Raw genomic sequence first — 21,180 nt, 5'->3', positions numbered from 1 at the left:
AATCTATTTCTTGGAAAAACGAATCGTTTGCTGAAATTTAGACTGATCGTCTTTTACCAATACTAGATAATAACCTCTTGGGTAGGTAGTAACATCAACACGATGCTTCTTATCACCAAGATCTTCAGAAGTCATTTCCATTTTGCTACCAATAATATTTCTGATTTCAATTTTTGGTTGTTTCAAATCTAACTTCGATAAGTCGATTGTCAGAAAATCAGATGTTGGATTGGGGAAAACTTCTACTTTAACCTTTGGGTCATTGTTCATCTTTAAATTGGCTAAAGTCTCATTTTGAGCATTGGCCATTACCGAAAACAGCATTAATGACAGAATCATTAATGTTTTTGAGATTGATATGTTTCGGTTTAAAAGATTCATCGTCTATAAAGACCCCAAAGTCACGCTAAAGGTTTAGTTAAAGTTACAGTTTTTTCAAATAAAATCACTACTCTCTACGTTGCTAAAAACTTTTGGTAATGCAGATAGCAAATCTGATGCCATCAATGCGGTTTTTCCTACTGTTTTTTCAGCTAAATCGCCAGCCCACCCATGTATACAAACCCCGACTTTTGCAGAAGTCGAAGTGTCACCTCCTCGTGCTATGAATGCGCTGATGATTCCTGTCAACACGTCTCCACATCCAGCAGTAGCCATTCCAGAATTCCCTGTGGAATTAAAATGAACTTTACCGTCTGGTGTAGCAATTACAGTATGTGCTCCTTTCAATACTATTACCAATTGCTTTTCAATTGCTATCGACTTCACTTTCTCAATTCGCTCCAATCCGTTATCGCATTCTCCAAATAACCGATTGAACTCTCCTATGTGGGGCGTAAGTACAGAACCCTTGGGTACTAAATCAATCAACTCTTTATCTAATGCAATTAGGTTTAAAGCATCCGCATCTATTGCCATAGGCTTGTTAAAAGATGTGAATAGCGACTTAAGTATTTTTCCTGTCTTTGGGTTAGTCCCCAGCCCCGGCCCAATTCCAATGGCATCGAAGGCGTCAACATTATCTACCTGAGAAATAAATTCCTCTTCTGAATCTAAAGAAACCATGGCTTCAGGTAAAGATGTCTGTATTGGCCCATAACCCACTTTAGGAATATGTACGGTAAGAAGTCCCGTACCGGATTTAAGAGCAGCTTTGGACGACAAATAAGCCGCACCTATTTTACCTAAACTACCAGCTACCATCAATACTCGGCCGTATTTGCCTTTATGGTCATACTTTTTCCTAATAAAAAGGGAGCGATCGATGTCGCTCTTTTCAAAAATTGAGTAATCAGAACTTTCTGTTTTTAAAAAATTTAGATCTAAACCAATGTCAACTACCGACCATTCTCCAACATAAAAACCAGATTCAGGAATTAGAAATGAAAGTTTTGGAACTTGAAAAGTGATGGTCCAGTCGGCCTCTACAATCCTTCCCGTTAAATTCACTTTATCTGCAAAAAGACCCGAGGGCATATCGACAGAAACAGTTTTTGCACTGCTCTGATTTATCAATTGTATAACTTCTGCTGCAAGACCTGTTGCAGGCCTGTTCAAACCAGAACCAAATACAGCATCAATAATGAGTTCTCCGCTGAGGTCTAATTCCTTAGATTGTTTGACAATGTTTACCTGACAGATATCTAAGTATTTTCGATAGCTCTTTCGGCAATCTTCCGAAAGCTTCACTCCAAAATCAATCAAGTGACAATTCACTTTCAATCCTTTTTCAATAAGCAATCTCGCAATAGCAAACCCATCTCCCCCATTATTCCCAGGGCCACACACTACATCGACATTAAGCTTATGATTAATTTTGGTTAATAACAGTTTTACAAAAGCCTCCGAAGCCCGCTCCATCAAATCAAATGAAGAAATAGGTTCGTTTTTAATTGTATACAAATCCCATCTGCGAATTTGTTCAGCACTTAAAATTTTGATCATTGAAATTGAAGATATGGAATCAATTTAACGATTTGAATCGAATCGAAGAGGCTTAAACGTTTCAAATCCTCGGCAGACCTAAATTTCCCGTACTTACTTTTGGCATTCATTATTTCTTTGGTCTGTTCATAGCTGATGTATGGATGTGCGTTAAGTTCTTTAAAAGTGGCCAAATTGATATTAATTTGAATTAGTTGATAAGTCTCATCCACCATAAGTTGTGGAGCAATGCTTTGGTACAGTGAGTCAGAAATACCAAACACTTCCTTGACTTGATCAATACTGCTAAAACCTCCTAACAATTGACGAAACTTCACTATTCTACTTGAATAAGCAGGCCCAATTCCTCTCAGTTTTTGTAGTTCCAAGGAATCAGCCTTATTAATATCTAAAGTGAAACTCTCAAGTTTCAAAGCACTTTCCTTTTCTACACTGTACGGTTTACGCTCTCTTTTAACAGGTTTTTCGCTAGGTTGTGCAACTTTTACTTTAGGCTGAGGCAGTTCGTCTGGCAACTGTATATATTTTTCTAATACTTGATAAAGACTATCGGGAAATCCATAAATGCGCTTCAAATCTGACTTGACCTTGAAACTCCCACCCGCGGTTCTGTAATTATAAATTCTACTTGCCAAACGTTGATCTAAACCTACTCCCATCAACTCTTCTTGAGTTGCTGTATTGGGTTCAATGAAAGTAAGCCGAATATTGACGCCTGGCAATACTTCTTTCTCCAAGCTAGGCTTCATATTATTTCTCCATAAACCAACCAAACTGTCTAATTGTCTTTTATCAGAATCGAACTCATTGTATTCAATTTCAGTTACGTTACGGTAAATACCTGGAACAAAAAGTAAAACAAACATTAACGGAGTCAGAACCATAAAACCATTGGTTTGAGTTTTAGAAAACCCAAAGTAGTTTCTCACTAGGCGTTTAATATTCATAATGGATTGGCTCTATTTATAAAATTGTGATTTAATATAATATATTCTTACTTTAAGATCAATTATATTTAATTGAATCGAAATCATTAAATAAGCAACAAGGACCAATAGAGTTGTTTAAACTGATTCTAAATAAGAATACATGATTTTGATCACTTTTTTTACACATAGTTAGAGGCTATTTTTGCACAGAAGAATTTAGAGGAAAGGCGTAAGCAATAATGCAGGGTAAATTCAGAGCGATAAGTTTGTCTTACAAAAAGGCACCAGTTGAAATCAGGGAAATTATTTCCATTGATGAGCTCACAATCAAATCCATTCTAAGTGAAATTTCAGAGGTTCTGTCTTTAACAGAAGCCCTAATTCTTTCTACCTGCAACCGTACGGAGGTTTATTATTCTGCAGAACAAAACCTAGATATTGAAATCATTAAATTGATTGCCATCAAAAAAGGGATTTTAAATGCAGATGCTTATATAAATTATTTCAATTCATTTGAAAGTGAAGAAGCCGTTAATCACCTCTTCAGAGTATCATTAGGCCTCGAAGCCCAAGTAGTGGGTGACCTCCAAATTTCAAATCAAGTAAAAAGAGCTTATCAGTGGGCAGCAGATGCGCAATTGGCAGGGCCTTTTTTACACCGCTTAATGCATACCATTTTCTTTAGCAGCAAAAGAGTAGTTCAAGAAACTTCATTCAGAGATGGCGCTGCAAGCGTTTCTTACGCTGCTGCCGAACTTGTTCAGAATTTAGCATCTACTATTATAGAACCTAAGGTACTTATTTTAGGTATTGGAGAAATTGGAGCAGACGTTTGTAGACACCTTTCTGAAACCGATCTTAAGGTAGCTATCTGCAATAGAACAACTGAAAAAGCGCAAGCCTTAGCATTAGAGTGCAACCAAGCTGTAATTCCTTTTTCTGAACTGAAAGAAGCTGTTGCAGAATACGACTTGATTATCTCTTCTGTAGCCCACAGTACCCCAATCATTAACAAAGAATTGGTAGGGGAAATAAATAATGGTTTCAAATTCTTCGTTGATCTTTCTATTCCTAGAAGTATTAGCCCTGAAGTTGGAAAACTGAGTGGCGTTACTTTGTTCAATATTGACGAAATCAATGACAAAGCTTCGGCTGCTGTTGAAAAAAGGAAAGCTTCTATCCCTTTAGTAGAAGCCATTATTGAAGAGGCCATAGCTGAATTCAATGACTGGTCGAAAGAGATGGTTGTTTCACCCACCATTCATAAACTCAAGAATGCGCTGGAGCAAATCCGTCAAGATGAGATAACCAGGCATTTGAAAAACGCTTCACCCGAAGTACAAGAATTTGCTGAGCGTTTCTCTAAGAGTATCACTCAAAAGATCATTAAACTTCCCGTATTGCAATTAAAAGCTGCATGTAAACGAGGCGATGCTGAATCTTTAATTGATGTACTTAATGAGCTTTTCGATCTGGAAAACACTCCGAAAGAAAAATAATCGAGCCGAAAGTCATTCAGCCTCCTTCTAATTCGTATCAAATTTTATTAAGCTTGCGTTTTGATATTGAGAATTGCGCATTTTAATCTATCTCATCTTAACCTTACATTTCATTCACCCTATATTGGGCAATGATTCCTATGAGAAATTCTCTGAAAATGGGAAGGTTGGACTCCGAAATAGCACCACCAATCAAGTAGTAATTAAAGCCATATATGATGATATTGGTTGGTCAAAAGGCAAACTTGAAGCATCAGGTGGTCTTATTGGACTCAAGCAAAATGAGCGCTGGGCCTTGGCCAATGTTGATGGATCAAAAATTACACGCCACCTCTTTTCTGAACTTTACCCTTTTACCGATAACACTTTTATTATTGGTGAACGAAGTCGCTTCTCTATACTCAATGACTACGGCACTATTAACTCGAAAGGCAATATCATTGTTCCTTCTGAATATCAATGGATTGACCCCGTGGGCGATGCCCTTATTGTTGCAAAAAAAACAGGAAAGGATAATCAGTTCGGTGTACTCAATAAGAGCGGAAACGTTTTACTTCCTTTAGAGTACAATCACATAGAACGAATTGATAGTGAAACGCTTTCTGTTCAGAACAACCAAGGACTTTATGCACTATACAATTTACAAGGCAAACCTCTTTCCGGTTTTCTTTACGAGTTAATTCTTCGGTACAATGAAAACACCTTCAGAGTAAAATATTATAACAAAGAAGGCCTGATTGACAGAAAAGGAACCTTAATAATTCCTCCTGAATACAAATCCTTAAACTTAAGAAATGGCAAGGCAGAGGTGCTCCCATTTAACAAATGGACTGTATTTACGCTTGAATCGAATCCAAAAACTCTTGCGCATGATGAAGTTTGGTACATCGACAAGAACTTGATGGGTATTCAGACCAATGGAAATATTGGAATAGTTAACATTACAAATGAGAATTCCTTTGAGCATTATGTGCAGGAAATGCAAATTACACATACACACTCAAATCTATTGGCCGTTAAAAAAGATGGTTTTAAAGGTGTGATCAACTCTGAAGGAAGAAACATTCTTCCTTATCAATTCGATTCAATCCAGTTTTATAAGTCTGTAATTCTTGCCCAATCAAAAAGAAAAGATGCCCAAAATTGGATTCCCTATGACCTCAGTGGAAAACGAATTGGAATTCAATTTTATGAGGAAATTACCCCAAGAAAAGACGGTTCCTTTTTAGCGCTTAAAAATGGAAAATACGGCTTACTCGACCATGAAGGCTACGAGCAAACACCATTTATTTTTGATAAGATTAATGATTTTGAAAATGGGATGTCCATTGCAGAATATTTAGGAAATCAGGGCATCATTAAGCCCAATGGCAATTGGTTAATAACACCATACAAGGACAGCATCCAGATTATTGCTAATCGAATCTTCTACGAACAAGGAACAGAGCATGGTGTTTATGATTTATTCGAGCAACAGATTTTCCGAAGTATTTATCCTATTATTCCATATCAAAAAGCTTTTTCGGAGCGGACAAATGATGGCTATAAAATCTATGATTTCAATGCAAATCAGCTCAGTCCAAACGCATATGATTCGGTATACCAAATAGCACCTGATTTTTTAGTGCTGAAATCGAAAAACAAGTTTGAGCTGCTACAAATCCCAAATACTCAAACCTTTAAACTCGATTCAAAAACGCAACAGGTTAGGGCTTATAGTGAAGGCCTTATTTCGGTAATGATGGAAAATGAATGGGGTTTTGTTTCGGAACAAGGCTTATTGACGATTGCCAACCGATACCAACAGGCCAAGGAGTTTTCGCAAGGCCTTTGTGCCATCATGATCAACGGTAAATGGGGCTTTATTAATACAGAAGACCAAATCACAATTCAACCCACCCTTCAATCTGTGGAATCTTTTAACAATGGGCTTTCACTAGTGAAAACCAATGGTTTATATGGGCTAATCGACCTTAATGGAACCTTTGTGTTAGATGCCATTTATGATCAGTTGATAAGAAAACAAGGCTTTATTCTGCTTGAGAAAAATAATCAATTCGGTTTAGCAAACCATGAAGGCGCCTTGGTTCGAACACCTCAATTTGATTCCATTTCTACCAACGACAATATTAACTTTATCGTCAGCCGAAATGGCAAATACGGAGTTGTCGATATTAAAGGCCGCGACCGTGTACCAGTTGCATTTGATGTCATCAAACAATCAGGAGATATTTTTCTGGCCATGGAAAGGCAAGGATGGACTGAAATCAGTATCAATAAGTAAAACCACTTCAACATAAAAAAACCACCCGAAGGTGGTTTCAATATTTTAGGTTAAACTCGCGTCTCTTAAGCCAATTCTCTCATTCCAACCCAAGTAAACCTTCCATTTACATAACCTGGGTTAGTAAATGAAGCATTACCTGCTGGGTTTCCTCCTGTTACATGGTAATCAGAGAAAGCAGCGTTTTGATTCACGAAAATACCGCCAGTTAAATTGAATGAAACTGGAGTTGCCGCCAACGACATCTGATCTGCAATGTACTCCTTCATGGCCTCATCCGTAGTGTAAGCACCACAAGAAATAGCACCATGTTCTTCTGCCAATTCTTTAGCCAAAGCCACAGACTCTTCCGTATTTTTTGTCTTAATAAGCAACGCAATCGGCCCAAAAAACTCAGTTGCGAACTTGTCCTTATCAGCAGAGTTTAACTCAATTACCACTGGTGTTTGGGTTCTCGTAGTCGCGAAAATTGGGTTTTCAATGGTTCTAGATTCTAACCAAACCTTACCGCCTAATTCTTTGGCTGCATTTTTAGTTCTTTCGCCTGTATTTGGGTTTTGAATGGCTCCCAATACAAATGGTCCAGCCTTAGGGTTATCGATCAAACCGTTGGTGAAGTCAGCAAATTTCTGGGCTACCTCATCGAATGATAGCACACCATCTGGCGTTTTCACGCCACCTTCTGGAATAAAGAAGTTTTGAGGTGCGGTACACATTTGGCCCGAGTACAAACATACCGAGAAGGTAATGTTCTGAATGACTTTATCTATATCAACTACCGAATCCAAAATGATTGAGTTCACACCAGTTTTCTCAGTAAATACTGCTTTTGGAAGTTTCTCTAAATAGCTACCAAACTCAGAATTTCCTGTAAAGTCTATTAATTTCACCTTAGGGTGTTCAGCCAATTCTTTAGTGATTGGAGCATTCGGCACGTCAACCGCTAACTGACAAGCATCGGCATCGAAGCCAGCGTCTCTCAATGCATTTCTAATTTCAGCTACCACAATGGCCATTGGTAAAATAGCACCTGGGTGTGGCTTCACCAATACAGAGTTACCCGTAATCAAATCGGCAAAAACACCTGGTACCGAATTCCAAGTAGGGAAGGTAGAGCAGCCAATCACCAAACCAATACCCTTTGGCACTGCCCTCCACTCTTTGTTCACCACCAAGTTGTATTTACCCATTGGTTTGTCCCAAGTGGTTTTAGAAGGGAAACGGCTCAATTCATCATATCCAGCGGCAATTGCTTCTAATGCACGGTCGGCAGCGTGTGGGCCAGAGGCCTGAAAAGCCATCATATAACCTTGGCCTGTGGTGTGCATTGTTGCATAAGCATTCTCGAAAAAGCGCTTAGAGAAACGATCTAAAGCATCAATCAAAACAGCCGCTCTATCATCTAAGCTCACTTTTCTCCAAGAATGGAAAGCCTTTTCGGCACGGTTTATTAATTCTTCGTTACTGAACGCTGGATACTTAGGCCCTACTGGCGCATCAAAATAAGGAGAATGCTCCTCGCCTATCCATGAAGTAGCTCCTTCTTGTTTTAATTCTTCAAAATTCTTTTTTCTTAAGGCTTTGAAAGCCTCTTTTCCATCGGCATCGGCCGTTTCGCCATAAATGGCTGGTGCCGGATGCTCAGGGTATTGTGAGTGAAATCCACGAGTATGTAAGGCTTTTACCGCCTTATTTAGTATGTCTTTTTGTGCAGTTGTCAATCCCATAACGAACGTTTGTTTGGTCGAATTTAATGGAATCGATTCACATATAACAGAAAGCTAAGCTGAATATTCGTATATTGCGCCCTCTAAGAGATATACTCTTAGAATCCCTCATTCCAAATTTTATTTAACCCGCAGCGAGCAATTCTTGTAAATGCTGTTATTCTAATTTGCCTTTACAAGAGTAACAAGATTGAATTATTTTAAAAATCGTTATCTTATTCCACGCTATCGCTATGAATGCCTGTTTTCAACCTTAGGCAGACAAAAAGAGATCGTGAATAATCAATCTTAATTACTAAACAAAAAAAGCTAAACATGAAAGAATTTAAGAAATTCCTCATCCGCGGAAATGTACTAGAAATAGCCGTGGGTTTAATTATGGCCACTTATTTTGGTGCCATCGTCAAGTCATTTGTAAATGACATTTTAATGCCCCCGATTGGAATCCTTCTAGGTGGTGTTGATTTTTCAGAAATGAAATTGGTTTTACAAGAGGCCGTTGCCGAAACTACTGCCGGTGCTGGCGATGCTACTGCAGAAGTAGCAATTGCTTACGGAGTGTTCATTAACACCATCATTACTTTTGTAATAGTAGCTTTTGCTATTTTTATGGTGGTAAAATCTTACAACCATTTGAAAGAAAGAATGGAGAAGAAAGAAGCGGAAGCTCCTGCTGCGCCTCCTGCGCCTTCTAAAGAAGAAGTACTCTTAACTGAAATCAGAGATTTGTTAAAGAAGTAAATCTCAAACAATAATCTTTAAATGCCGCCATTTGCTTTTGCAGAGGCGGCATTTTTTATGCGTCTCTGCCAATAGAATTCTGTAATTTGCGTCAAAATACTGCATGGTTGAATTTCAACCCAGACACATCAGCACTCAATAATTAACGAATGACTACTGACCAGCCTGTTAGAATCAATAAATACTTAAGTGAAATTGGCTACTGTTCGCGAAGAGCAGCCGATAAACTGATTGAGGAAGGGCGGGTAACCATCAATGGCGCTGTACCCGAAATGGGAACAAAAGTTACAAAGGAAGATAATGTTGCGGTAGATGGAAAACCTGTGATTGAACCAAAAGACAAGCCTGTTTATATTGCTTTTAATAAGCCTGTAGGAATTGTTTGCACCACGGATGTAAAAGTGGAAAAAGATAATATCATTGATTTTATAAACTACCCAAAACGAATTTTCCCCATTGGCCGATTAGACAAACCCAGTGAAGGCCTCATATTCCTTACTAATGATGGGGACATTGTGAACAAGATCTTACGCGCCAGAAACAATCATGAAAAAGAGTACATCGTTACAGTAAACAAGCCCATCACACGAGATTTTATTTCAAAGATGAGCAATGGTGTACCTATTTTAGATACGGTTACGCGTAAATGCGAAGTAGAACAAATCGGTAAACTCAAGTTCCGTATCGTGTTGACGCAAGGACTCAATCGACAAATACGAAGAATGTGCGAGTATTTAGATTATGAAGTACGACAATTAAAAAGGGTGCGCATCATGAATGTGATATTGAATATGCCTGTTGGTACTTGGCGCGACATTACCCCAAAAGAAATGGCTGAAATCAACCGATTGATTTCTACATCCTCCAAAACTCATGATGATTAATGAATCATGGAATCGAATAGACGAACGGCCATCAATACCGCCATTTTTAGCGCGATTGCCAATGCATTTTTAGCCATTGCAAAAGGAATTGCAGGCGTATTTGGTAATTCTTATGCCCTCATTGCCGATGCCATTGAGTCTACTACAGATGTATTTGCTTCATTACTAGTTCTTTTCGGGTTAAGATATTCTACCCGACCTGCGGATGAGAATCATCCTTACGGGCATGGCAAGGCCGAGCCACTTATTACTTTTATTGTGGTTGGAATTTTAGTGATTTCAGCCACAGTAATTGCTTATGAAAGCATCCAGCATATTCGCACGCCACATAAAGTTCCAGAAAAATTCACACTAGTAGTTTTGGCGGCAATCGTCATTCTAAAAGAGGTTTTCTATCGGTTTGTATCTAAGAAGAGCGACAAAACTAAAAGCACTTCTTTGAAAGCCGATGCTTGGCATCATAGAAGCGATGCCATCACTTCCTTATTGGCCTTTATCGGAATTTCAATTGCCGTTTATATGGGGGAAGGTTATGAAACAGCAGATGATTGGGCGGCACTACTCGCTTCAGGTTTTATTATTTACAATGCATTTCTGATTTTTCGCCCCGCCCTTGGCGAAATTATGGATGAGCACGTTTATGATGATTTAATTGTCGACATCAGAAAAGTAGCTAAAACCGTTTCTGGAGTTCAGGGTACAGAAAAGTGCTTTGTTAGAAAAACAGGTATGTCGTTCCATGTAGATTTACACCTTACGGTTAAAGGTGAAATTTCTGTTAAAAAAGGACATGACATTGCCCATGAGGTGAAAAATGCAATTCAAAACGAAATGCCCGAAATAGCCGATGTGCTTATTCACATCGAACCCGAAGAATAAAGCCGACAATTTTTATATTTAGGCTCAATCTCATTTAAACATGAAGAAATTCCTCAAAGCAATACTAGTACTCCTCCTCATTTTTGTGGCCTTTGTGCTTTTCAAAACCTTTATTTTTAGTTCGAAACAATTAGAGGTTGAGCCAGTCTCAAAAATTAAAATCCCTGATTCTTCAATTCAAAGACTTACAGAAGCTTTAAAGATTAAAACCATTTCTCACGAAGACCCAGCCAATTTTGATTCCACCGCTTTCGAGTCCTTCAATGAATTTCTTAAGAACAATTACCCTCTAATTGATTCTATTTTAGAACACAAAACCTTTAACCAATACAGCCATTTATTTAGCTGGAGGGGAAAAGACCTAACACTTAAGCCTATTGTACTGATGGGCCATATTGATGTGGTTCCTATTGCTTCCCCAGAAAAATGGTCGGTCGATCCTTTTGGCGGAATTGTGAAAGACGGAGTGATTTGGGGCCGTGGCACTATTGACGATAAGTTTTCGGTAATCGGTATTTTAGAAGCTGTAGAAATGCTTCTTTCTGAAGGTGCCCAACCTGAAAGAACTATCTATTTGGCTTTTGGTCACGATGAAGAAGTAGGCGGAGAAAAAGGCGCAGTTGCTATTGCTCGATATTTGGAGCATGAGGGAATTCATGCTGAATATATTTTGGATGAAGGATATGCCATCACCCAAAAACTTGTACCGGGTGTAGATTCTGATGTGGCCTTTATTGGAGTAGCCGAAAAAGGCTCTACCACCATTGAACTGACGGTTGATATGGATGGTGGTCATTCTTCCCGACCTGACGCGGAAACAGCCATTGATGTATTAGCCAAAGCGGTAGCTAAGGTGAAAAGCAATCCATCCAAAGGAACAATTTCAGAACCGATGCAAGGCTTTATCAATCAGATTGGGCCTGAAATGGGTTTTGTGAATAAAATGGCTTTCGCTAATCTTTCTATCTTCAAACCACTTGTTTTAAGTACCTATGAAAGCGCGGGCGGAGCTGGAAATGCCTTGATCAGAACTACGACCGCTCCAACCATTTTCAATGCAGGAATTAAAGAGAACATTATTCCAACACATGCTAGAGCTTTGATCAACTTCAGAATTATTCCGGGAGAAACTTCAGAAGATGTGCTGAACCATGTAAATCAAACCATTGACGATTCACGTGTTAAAACCAGGTTTTTCGGTTTCAATTCAGAGCCATCCCCAGTTTCTCCTGTGGAAACCTCGGGATACAACACCATTAATAAGTCTATTAAAGAAGTTTTCGATGGAGTTTTAACCGCGCCTAACTTAGTTATCGCAGCTACAGACTCTAGGCATTTTGGAGCCATCAGCCCAAACATCTATCGCTTTGTGCCCTACCATATTAATGAAGAAAACATCAGCACTTTTCATGGTATTGACGAGCGCATTCCAGTAGAAGATTACAAGAACGCCATTCGCTTTTACCGACAGCTTATCTTGAACAGTAAAGGGCAATAAAAAAGCAGAAGAGTTGACTTCTGCTTCTTTTACATATTTTCGAAGGCTATGTTTAAAACCAACCCGCCCCTAAGTTTCTGAACGGCCAAGGAATAGATGCCAAAATCAGAATCAGTCCGATAAGGTAGAAAGTAGCAATAGCACCAAATTTCTTAGCGTCAGTTACAGCTTTTTTAGACTTACTATGACCAATTGTGATTAAGACAATCGCAACCACCATCAGCAATACGTGCTCTACCGCAAAAAAGCGAAGCACATCGTCTTTCATAAAGCCTTCCACAAAATTCACTTTCGGGCTAATAAAATATAAGACCAAACCAATTAAAAGTTGAATATGGGTGAAAACCATAGCGAAAAGTGAAATTTTCTTGTCTTTTGCCGTCCATACTCCCGATTTCTTTTTAGAAAAAGCGTTAAAAATGGCGGCTAATAATAAAATCAGAACGATCCACCTTAAACCAGAGTGAGCGTGAAGTAATCCGTTGTACATATTGCTTTCTTTAGTGTTTAACAAAGTAAGCACAAAAGAGCCATAAAATAAAAAACACGATCATTGATTATCGGTGAATTAGAATCTCTTGATTTTCTTAATTTGGACACGAAAAAACCGAAAATCTTCCGTATGAAAGCCGCGCTTTACACCAAATTTCAAGGTCCAGTTACAATCGAAACCGTAACCGACCCAAAACCCGTTATTGGTGGAGTGGTACTAAAAGTAGGTGCCACAGGTTTGTGCCGAAGTGATTGGCATGGCTGGATGGGACACGATACGGATATTCAATTACCCCATATCCCTGGGCATGAATTGGCTGGAACTGTAATAGAACTTGGCTCAGGCATTACCAAATTCAAAATTGGAGACAGGGTAACAGTTCCCTTTGTAAGTGGCTGCGGAAGATGTGAACAATGCAATTCGGGCAATCAGCAAGTTTGTGATCACCAATTTCAGCCTGGCTTTACTCACTGGGGGAGTTTTGCTGAATATGTAGGTATTCATTATGCCGACACTAATTTGGTGCACTTACCCGATGAAATCAGTTTTGAAACCGCAGCCAGTTTGGGTTGTAGGTTTATCACTTCCTTTAGAGCAGTAGCGCACCAAGCCAAAACAACTGGAGGAAATTGGCTAGCGGTGCATGGTTGCGGTGGTGTTGGGCTTTCTGCCATTATGATTGCCGAAGCTTTGGGTGCTCAAGTAATTGCTGTAGACATTGACGATAGCAAATTGACTTTTGCAAAAACCATTGGCGCGCACTACACCATAAATGGCGGAAAAGAAAATGTGGTTGAGGCGGTCAAAGAAATATCGAATGGCGGTGTACATGTTTCGGTAGATGCGCTCGGGAGTAAAACCACCTGTTTCAATTCCATTGACAACCTTAGAAAAAGAGGCAAGCATATTCAAGTAGGCTTAATGGCTGGCAACGATTACCTACCAGAAATACCCATGCATTTGGTGGTAGCCAATGAGTTAGAAATAATTGGCAGCCACGGTATGCAAGCCCATGCTTACCCTGAAATGATGAACATGATTAAGTCAGGAAAACTTCAACCCGAAAAACTGATTGGCGAATTGATTTCTTTAGAAGAAGCCACAAACCTACTTCCCAAAATGAATGAATTTCAGGGAGTAGGTGTGAAAGTGATTAATAGGTTCTAATATGCCTTAAAACTTCAAAGCCGCATAGCCTTTCAACTGGTAGGTAGTAAGTGTGCTTAACATTGAAGTAGCCACTTTGATACCAGGGGCAAGTTTTGTGTGATCAATATCGCGACCTAAAATGGATTGAGAACAAGCAAATAACTTCACTCCTGCTCCTTCTAATTCTTTGAAAAGAGGAATATGTGGGTTGTCTACTCCGTATTTTGCTTTGTAAGTGTCATTATCTAATGTAGACCATATAGCTTGCCCATGAATAGCCAACACCACCTTCATGTTTTTGGCAGGCACTCCTCCCATGGCATGCAAGTTCAAAAGTCGGGCTACATTCTCTAAAGAATACATTACAGCTTTGGGGTCAGCATCACCAGTAGCAATATCAATAACTATTTTGTATTCCAGTTTAGGGTCTGGTTTTTCGACAGCAAAAGGAGCATCAATGATTCCTCCGTATCCTTTAATGATTGGGTTAATTTTTTCTTGTGAAAAACCGATGTTAACGATTAACAAGGCGGCAAAAGCAAAGAGGTATTTGTTCAATTTTGTCATGCTATTCAGGGTTATTTACAATCGAACCCAATAGACACAATTTCAAAGAATAAATCAATCAATCTTTTTGGAAAGGATTATTCCCACTTAAAAAAAGCGTAGCCTTTAAGTTGATAGGTGCTTATAGTGGTGAGAGCAGAAGTCCCAATTTTCACGCCAGGCATTAAGTCCTCTACCTTATTTCCATACATGGAATACGACTGACCACAAACAATCACTTCAACACCAGCTTCCATCAGTTCTTTGTACAAAGGAGCATAGGGGCTTTCTACTTCATATTTTGTTTTGTAGGCGTCAGCGTTCAAAACAGAACTCGTGGCACCCGCATGAATCACCACCGCCACTTTAAGGTTTTCAGGCTTCACTCCTCCTACACCGTGCAGGTTAATCAGACGCGCCACATTTGTTGCAGCAAAAGCCGCATTTTCAGGCTTATCTAGTTTATGCACCAACTCAATCAGAATTTTATATTCCATATTTGGGTCAGGCGCAACATCCACCTTTTCCAACTCTAAAATTCTACCGTAGTTTTTAATGATAGGGTTTACCCACTTCTTTTCTTGAGAAAAGCTCAACTGAGTAATGAGGAGCAAAGAAAAGGCAAAGATGATTCTAAGTTTCATAGGAATGTTTTTTTGACCAGTTCAATTACAATATTCCAACCAGTAAATTCAAACCATAGAAATAAAATTATTACCGCCTTGAAATTAAAGCTCTGGCTTGTTGTAAAAATATACCGATTGGTATATTTTTACATGTGACTTTTGCTAAATCTGAAAGAACAAAGAAGAGGATCATAGAAACGGTAGCTCCCATTTTTAACAAAAAGGGTTACCAGAGCACAGCTTTGTCAGACATTACCAGCGCCACTGGATTAACCAAAGGTGCCATTTATGGTAACTTCGGAAATAAGGAAAATTTGGCAGAAGCTTGTTTCAATCACAATGTAAAATTCTTGCAGAAGGGTTTACAAATAACATGGGCTGCCAACCCATCGAGCATCGGCAAACTCATTGGTTTACTCAATTTCTATCATCAGAACTTTGAAACTGTGGCCAACAATGGCGGTTGCCCCTTAATGAATGTAGCGGTAGAAGCAGATGACTTCTATCCCTTTTTTAAGGAAAAGGCCAAAAAGATATTAATGAATTGGCAATCTGAAATTGCCAGCGTAATTAAAGAGGGGCAAAAATCTGGCGAAATCAAACCTGAAGTTGATGCGACCAATTATGCCAATTTCTACATTGCCGCCATTGAAGGTGGTATTCTGATAGCAAAAACCGCAAACGATCCAGCATCGTTTTTTAACATTATTGAAAACTTGAAATCATTGGTCAATCACCAATTAAAAATAACAACATGAAAAGAGTAGTAATTACAGGAATGGGGGCTTTGACCCCAATTGGAAATAATTTAGAAACGTATTGGGCCAACCTAAAAGCTGGAAAAAGCGGTGGTGCACCAATCACGAGGTTCGATACCACGAAATTCAAAAGCCACTTTGCCTGCGAATTGAAAGACTTTAATGTGGAAGATTACATTCCGCGAAATGAAGCCAGACGTATGGATCCCTTTACGCAGTACGCCCTAATTGCTACAGAAGAAGCCATCAAAAATGCCAAAATTGATTTTGATGTACTGAACAGAAATCGAATTGGGGTGATTTGGGGATCAGGAAATGGCGGTATTCAAACCTTTACGGAAGAGATGATCGACTATGTGAAAAATGATGAAACTCCTCGCTTCTCCCCTTTCTTCATTCCCAAAATCATCGCAGACATTGCTTCGGGACTTATCTCTATCAAATACGGCCTAAGAGGCGTGAACTTCACCACCATTTCTGCTTGCGCCTCTTCTACCACTGCCATTATAGATGCCTTTAACTATATTAAATGGGGCAAGGCCGACATGATTATTACGGGGGGATCGGAAGCCCCAATTACCGCGGCTGGACTGGGCGGCTTCACCGCTTCTCGTGCACTTTCTACCAATAACGAGAACCCAGCAACTGCTTGCCGTCCGTTCGATGTAAGTCGCGATGGCTTTGTAATGGGCGAAGGCGCTGGTACTTTAATTCTGGAATCTTACGAGCACGCAATCGCCAGAGGCGCAACCATTATAGCTGAAGTAGCAGGTGGAGGAATGGCCGCAGATGCGTATCATTTAACCGGAACTCACCCCGAAGGAGAAGGTGCTTTCTTAGGAATGCAAGAAGCCCTCAATGATGCGGGTATTGAGCCAAAAGATATCGACTATATCAATATGCACGCCACCTCCACCTCAGTAGGTGACACAAGTGAGTTGATCGCGATTGAAAGAGTTTTTGGAACGAATCCTGATTTGAATATTTCAGCTACGAAATCCATGACAGGTCATTTACTTGGTGCGGCAGGTGCAATAGAAGCAATTGCTAGTGTAATGGCCATTGTAGATGGCATTATTCCTCCAACGATTAACACGAAAAACGTTGATCCAGAATTTGATGGTAAATTTGAACTCACCCTTGGTTCGGCACAAAAGCGCGAAGTAAAATATGCATTGAGCAACACTTTTGGCTTTGGCGGACATATGGCCAGCGCGGTGTTTAAGAGGTTTGAGGATAGTTAGTAGTTAATAGTTAGTAGGTCGAAACGAAATTAAGAAAGGTCAGGCTGATTTCTTTCAAGTAGAAACTCAACCTATAAATCCTTAACAAAGAGGTGAACTCAACCCTCCAAAAGCTTTGAACTTTTGGAGGGTTCTATATTTTTCATCAAGCCTAATAAAACACCACCTCCACATTTGGGAGAGCACTTTTCAGCTTTTCGATATCGTTGCTGCGCAAAGAGGTATTGAAGCAGATAACCGTTTCTAATTTCTTAAGTTCTGTCAATCGGTCGAACTTGAAGACTTTGGTGTTTGAACAGTCTATCCATTTCAAGTTAGAAAGTCCCTCGAGCCCAGTGAAACGCTTCACATTCGTTCCTGAGCAATTGATTCGCTCTAATTTCGTCATCGTTGTGAGCGGGCGTAAATCACCAATGGCCGTATTGCTAAAGTTCAGTGACTTGAGGTTATTGAATTTGAGTACAGACAATAAATCTGTTACCGGCATTTCGGTAAAACTCAAAGACTCTAAAGTTTTTAGGTCTGGTAATGAGTTCAAATCTCTCATTCCAAGCCGGTTTAGGCTAAGCTCTTTCAGTCGGTAAAACTCCGACAATTCCACCAAGCTAGTAATCGATGAGCCTTGAATATTCAACCTTTCAAGGGAAACCAATTGATGTAATTGTTTGGCCGTTGGCTGAGCAGCCATTACCACGTTCTCTTTAAAGGCTCTTTTCATTGGCTCGCTTAATATTCCCCACCAAGCATTTAAAGCTTTGGTTTGAAAAATCACGATCAGGTCTTCCTTCTTATCGAGTATTAACGAAACCGCAGTTTTATCCACATTACTCCCCTCTAAACTCAGGTATTTCAACATGGCCAACCGCCCCAAGTCTGTAATATTCTTGACCTTGGTATTCTCAGCCTCAATATGTCTTAAGTTAGATAAGTTTGCCAAAGGCGAAAGATCCGCTACGGAAGTATTATTCAGGGTAAGGGTTTCTAAACGTTCCAATGACTCAAGGCCTTGAAGGTTCTTTAATGGATTAGAATTTAAGTTCAAATGCGCGATTTTCTTCAGTTGTGCCAGTGGCGCTAAAGTTATAATTCCAGCTCCTTCTAAGTTCAAAGAATCGATTCTTAAGAGCTGAATTAAATCTTCATTATCAGGGTTAGGCGTATCCATATATTTTGTTAAAACGCCCTTCCACATGTCTGACATACCACCCCACCATTGTTCTAATTGCTTGGTATTTCTCACCACCAAAACTCGTGGATTAGCCTCTACATAAGCCTCTGTACTTACTTCTTCCAGCGGTGCATTGTCGCAGTATATCTTTGTTAAAGATTTCACCTGATTCAGTGGCTCAAGTGATTCTACCTTAGTATTGGTGATGTTCAAGGTCTTCAATTGCCCTAAACCCGAAAGCGAAGTTAAGTCACTTACATTTGTCAATTCAAGGTCTAAATCTTGCAGCGCAATAGCCGACTGAAACCCATTCAGATTTATAATATCGCTTGCTGATAAATCTAACTTCTTAAGCTTATTCAACTTAGAAAAATCAACGGTTGCCGTTTGTGCGGCTTCAGATAAGTTGAGTTCTTCCAAAGAAACCAGTTCACTTATGAATGACAAATCTATTTGTTTGATTCTAGAAAGATTCAGTTTCTTCAATTTCTCGAACGACTTCAAGAATGAGAAATCCTCAACATGACAATTAGATAGATTAAGCGCTTCAATTTCGTTGTGGTATTTTAGGTACTGAAGGTCGAAAACTGAAGTATTGGAAACATCAAGTGACTTTAATGTATTGATAGATCGCAAAGGTTTTAGATCATTAATCCATGTATTGCTTATTTTCAGATACTTTAGGTTGGTAAGCTGATAAATTGGATCAAGATTAAGCACAAGGTCATTTCCTGATAAATCAAGGGAATCGATAGAAGCCAAACGCACCAAATCCTGATTGCTAATACTGTCTCCTTCAAACTTAATTTTATCTCTAAAAACTTGCTTCCACCCTAAGGTCAGCAAAGACCACCATTCCGTTAACTGTTTATCTCTGCTCAGTTTATTTGTATATATACTGGCAATTTTAAGTTCACTCTTTTTCGGGTCTAAATTCAGCTCTATAAATCGTTTTTGGCTACTGTTTACAGGCTCTCCACCTAGTGAAGTACCTTGCAAATTTCTTATGATTTCGGCCTTATAGAAGGGCGTGCCATTCTCTTTGGTTTGGACCAATATTTCTGTGATCTCGAAATCGAACACCACATTCTTGAAAAAGAAATCAATGTCTTTTAAGTAGGCCTGAATGTCTTTAAAAATTGGAGTTGATCTTTTCTCTTCCAGGTCATCTTCTACCTGAACTTTGGGGTCGACAAAAAGCTTTGCATAGCTGTTGCTAATAATCACTTCCTTTTCGCTTACTGCGGTTCGTTCTGAACCAATTACATTGAGGTAATATTCTAACGCACTTATAATTTCCTTTACTCCCTCCTTCTTTTTTTCCAATACCGAGTCGGGCAAAACAGGAGACTGCGCCCACAATGAGGCACTTGCACTAAAAAAGAGCAGTAATAATATGAGTCTATTTCTTCTCATAAATTATTTTCAATAAATCTTCTTTTTGAGAAGTGTTGACTTGAAGTAAGTCTGAAATTAACCAACCTGAATTATCGTTGGCACGATTAAAATTGGTGAGAGAAAAGTACCAGCCATCAATACCAAAGAAATGATAATTCATTCGGTTTACAGTTTGAAATTGAAGAATCCCCATTTTTACCTCATATAGAAATATGGTTAAGAAATCTGGTTTGTAATCGGCCAAAGTATATGATTCTGGAACGCCTCCTTTCACAAGGGCCTTTCGTAAATTCATAAAGTCAAGCTCGTGGCTCATTGGGTGCAAAAACACTTTGGTTTCGCCTCGCTGTTTGTCAAACATTGTTTTGTAAGGATCGAAAGCCACATCGGCAATTACCCATTCGTAACCAAGTGCCTCCTGCTGAATTTTCATATAGAGCAGTAATGGCATTTCTTTCCCTTTGTATAGAAAAGTAGTGTTTACTACTGCAAACCAATCTTTGGAGTGGAGATTTAAAAATTCAGGATTATCACCTTGAGTTACTCTTTCTATAAAGTCATTCTTGGCTTGAGAAGAAATATCAGTATCCTCCTCATCGAAGAGGATACTGAGGTATTTTTTACGCAATCTTTCATTGCGATATTGCCTATCATCAGGCTCAAACGTTCTTCCTTTTACGTCTTCTTCTCCGTTAAAGCGCTTAAAAAACTGATTGAGTTGCTTCGTGCTTGCCAACAGTTGCTGCTCGATTTCATAATTTTCGCCCACAATTTGGGCAGAAGCATATGAGGTAAAAACGAAGAAAAAAGAAAGTGAAAGAAGAATTAGTTTTTTCATACTGAAGTTTCAGATACTCTGATATCGCCCAAAATTACGTCCCAAAATTCGATAGTTCTACCAGCAATCTGAGTCTTTTTCTTTTCTACGTAAATGGTAATATCCTTTTTAGTTGTGTCTTTATAGTTCATTTTATCCGCAGTAGTTCCTTCAAACTTCTGATAGATAGTAACTACACCAACATATCGGCCATCGGGCTGTCTTTCTAAATCAGATATATATTGAACATCGTACCACTCAATATTTACCTTATCATAGTTAAGGGCCATTAATCGCTGGAAATACTCACGTACTTTGTAGTACTTGATTTCTTCCGAAGCGAGTGATGACACGCCCATTTCGCTACCCGGAGCGAATAATTCTTCGGCCCTATCCATTACGCGGTTGGCTTCAGAAAAAGGAGTATCCTTATTACCAATAATGGCAATGTACTTTCCTAAGTCTTTAACTTTTTCTAAGGCTAGTGAGTCAATTGCTTTTTCACGATTGGGATCTACAGGACTTTGAGCTTGGGTTGAAACAGCAAAAAAGGCCATTAAAGCAACCACATAAGAAAGTCTTTTAAATATTTGATT

General features: G+C 39.1%; 19 protein-coding genes. 9 read left to right on the top strand and 10 right to left on the bottom strand.

The window, feature by feature from the left end; translation table 11 throughout:
- Positions 1-3: 3 nt before the first annotated feature.
- From AWW67_RS02740 to AWW67_RS02730, 3 genes are all read right to left on the bottom strand, one after another.
- Complete coding sequence (locus AWW67_RS02740) at positions 4-339, bottom strand: T9SS type A sorting domain-containing protein (RefSeq protein ID WP_053224605.1); 336 nt, start codon at positions 337-339, stop codon at positions 4-6.
- A 96-nt stretch (positions 340-435) separates the two neighbouring features.
- Positions 436-1,944, bottom strand: a complete 1,509-nt coding sequence (locus AWW67_RS02735) for a bifunctional ADP-dependent NAD(P)H-hydrate dehydratase/NAD(P)H-hydrate epimerase (RefSeq protein ID WP_062300096.1) — start codon at positions 1,942-1,944, stop codon at positions 436-438.
- Positions 1,941-2,891 (bottom strand): ComEA family DNA-binding protein, encoded by a 951-nt coding sequence (locus AWW67_RS02730; RefSeq protein WP_062300094.1) that lies wholly within the window; start codon positions 2,889-2,891, stop codon positions 1,941-1,943. Before AWW67_RS02730 ends, AWW67_RS02735 begins: the two co-directional genes overlap by 4 nt.
- A 248-nt stretch (positions 2,892-3,139) precedes the next feature.
- On the opposite strand from AWW67_RS02730, the gene hemA reads away from it, so the two are divergent.
- Together hemA and AWW67_RS02720 are read left to right on the top strand one after the other, a co-directional pair.
- A complete protein-coding gene (gene hemA / locus AWW67_RS02725; protein ID WP_311316217.1) occupies positions 3,140-4,372 on the top strand; it encodes a glutamyl-tRNA reductase in 1,233 nt (410 codons plus the stop codon).
- A gap of 73 nt (positions 4,373-4,445) precedes the next feature.
- Entirely contained in the window at positions 4,446-6,656 is a 2,211-nt protein-coding gene (locus AWW67_RS02720) for a WG repeat-containing protein (protein ID WP_062300090.1), read from the top strand.
- 65 nt (positions 6,657-6,721) lie between these two features.
- Here AWW67_RS02720 and paaN read toward each other — a convergent pair whose 3' ends face one another.
- A complete protein-coding gene (gene paaN, locus AWW67_RS02715; RefSeq protein ID WP_062300088.1) occupies positions 6,722-8,383 on the bottom strand; it encodes a phenylacetic acid degradation protein PaaN in 1,662 nt (553 codons plus the stop codon).
- A gap of 315 nt (positions 8,384-8,698) precedes the next feature.
- On the opposite strand from paaN, the gene mscL reads away from it, so the two are divergent.
- The 4 genes from mscL (at position 8,699) to AWW67_RS02695 (ending at position 12,385) form a co-directional block, all read left to right on the top strand.
- Positions 8,699-9,124, top strand: a complete 426-nt coding sequence (gene mscL / locus AWW67_RS02710; protein WP_062300086.1) for a large-conductance mechanosensitive channel protein MscL — start codon at positions 8,699-8,701, stop codon at positions 9,122-9,124.
- A 149-nt stretch (positions 9,125-9,273) separates the two neighbouring features.
- A complete protein-coding gene (gene rluF, locus AWW67_RS02705; protein ID WP_062300084.1) occupies positions 9,274-10,008 on the top strand; it encodes a 23S rRNA pseudouridine(2604) synthase RluF in 735 nt (244 codons plus the stop codon).
- 6 nt (positions 10,009-10,014) lie between these two features.
- A complete protein-coding gene (locus AWW67_RS02700; protein WP_062300082.1) occupies positions 10,015-10,887 on the top strand; it encodes a cation diffusion facilitator family transporter in 873 nt (290 codons plus the stop codon).
- A 40-nt stretch (positions 10,888-10,927) separates the two neighbouring features.
- Positions 10,928-12,385, top strand: a complete 1,458-nt coding sequence (locus AWW67_RS02695) for a M20 family peptidase (RefSeq protein WP_062300080.1) — start codon at positions 10,928-10,930, stop codon at positions 12,383-12,385.
- A gap of 52 nt (positions 12,386-12,437) precedes the next feature.
- Here the strand turns inward: AWW67_RS02695 and AWW67_RS02690 are convergent, their stop codons facing one another.
- Positions 12,438-12,875, bottom strand: a complete 438-nt coding sequence (locus AWW67_RS02690) for a hypothetical protein (protein ID WP_062300079.1) — start codon at positions 12,873-12,875, stop codon at positions 12,438-12,440.
- 102 nt (positions 12,876-12,977) lie between these two features.
- On the opposite strand from AWW67_RS02690, the gene AWW67_RS02685 reads away from it, so the two are divergent.
- A complete protein-coding gene (locus AWW67_RS02685; protein ID WP_221405245.1) occupies positions 12,978-14,045 on the top strand; it encodes a zinc-dependent alcohol dehydrogenase family protein in 1,068 nt (355 codons plus the stop codon).
- A gap of 6 nt (positions 14,046-14,051) precedes the next feature.
- On the opposite strand, the gene AWW67_RS02680 is transcribed toward AWW67_RS02685, so the two are convergent.
- Together AWW67_RS02680 and AWW67_RS02675 are read right to left on the bottom strand one after the other, a co-directional pair.
- On the bottom strand, positions 14,052-14,594 hold the full coding sequence (locus AWW67_RS02680; protein ID WP_071387038.1) for a DsrE family protein: 543 nt from the start codon (positions 14,592-14,594) through the stop codon (positions 14,052-14,054).
- Positions 14,595-14,671: 77 nt separating this feature from the next.
- On the bottom strand, positions 14,672-15,217 hold the full coding sequence (locus AWW67_RS02675; RefSeq protein WP_071387037.1) for a DsrE family protein: 546 nt from the start codon (positions 15,215-15,217) through the stop codon (positions 14,672-14,674).
- A 134-nt stretch (positions 15,218-15,351) separates the two neighbouring features.
- Here AWW67_RS02675 and AWW67_RS02665 point away from each other — a divergent pair, with 134 nt between their 5' ends.
- Positions 15,352-15,957, top strand: a complete 606-nt coding sequence (locus tag AWW67_RS02665; RefSeq protein WP_062300072.1) for a TetR/AcrR family transcriptional regulator — start codon at positions 15,352-15,354, stop codon at positions 15,955-15,957.
- Positions 15,954-17,201 (top strand): beta-ketoacyl-ACP synthase II, encoded by a 1,248-nt coding sequence (gene fabF, locus AWW67_RS02660; protein WP_062300070.1) that lies wholly within the window; start codon positions 15,954-15,956, stop codon positions 17,199-17,201. Before AWW67_RS02665 ends, fabF begins: the two co-directional genes overlap by 4 nt.
- A gap of 151 nt (positions 17,202-17,352) precedes the next feature.
- On the opposite strand, the gene AWW67_RS02655 is transcribed toward fabF, so the two are convergent.
- From AWW67_RS02655 to AWW67_RS02645, 3 genes are read right to left on the bottom strand one after another with little or no spacing between them, the layout of a single operon-like run.
- Positions 17,353-19,785: a leucine-rich repeat domain-containing protein gene (locus tag AWW67_RS02655; RefSeq protein ID WP_062300069.1), complete on the bottom strand. Its 2,433-nt coding sequence runs from the start codon at positions 19,783-19,785 to the stop codon at positions 17,353-17,355.
- Positions 19,772-20,605: a hypothetical protein gene (locus AWW67_RS02650; RefSeq protein WP_062300067.1), complete on the bottom strand. Its 834-nt coding sequence runs from the start codon at positions 20,603-20,605 to the stop codon at positions 19,772-19,774. Before AWW67_RS02650 ends, AWW67_RS02655 begins: the two co-directional genes overlap by 14 nt.
- Entirely contained in the window at positions 20,602-21,141 is a 540-nt protein-coding gene (locus AWW67_RS02645; protein ID WP_245620839.1) for a hypothetical protein, read from the bottom strand. The genes AWW67_RS02650 and AWW67_RS02645 overlap by 4 nt, the downstream gene beginning before the upstream one ends.
- Between the last annotated feature and the right edge of the window lie 39 nt (positions 21,142-21,180).

The sequence above is a fragment of the Roseivirga seohaensis genome, from assembly GCF_001592945.1.
Classification (GTDB): Bacteria; Bacteroidota; Bacteroidia; order Cytophagales; family Cyclobacteriaceae; genus Roseivirga; species Roseivirga seohaensis.
The sequence above is the reverse complement of the archived record's forward strand: the minus strand, read 5'-3'. Positions and strand labels throughout refer to the sequence as shown.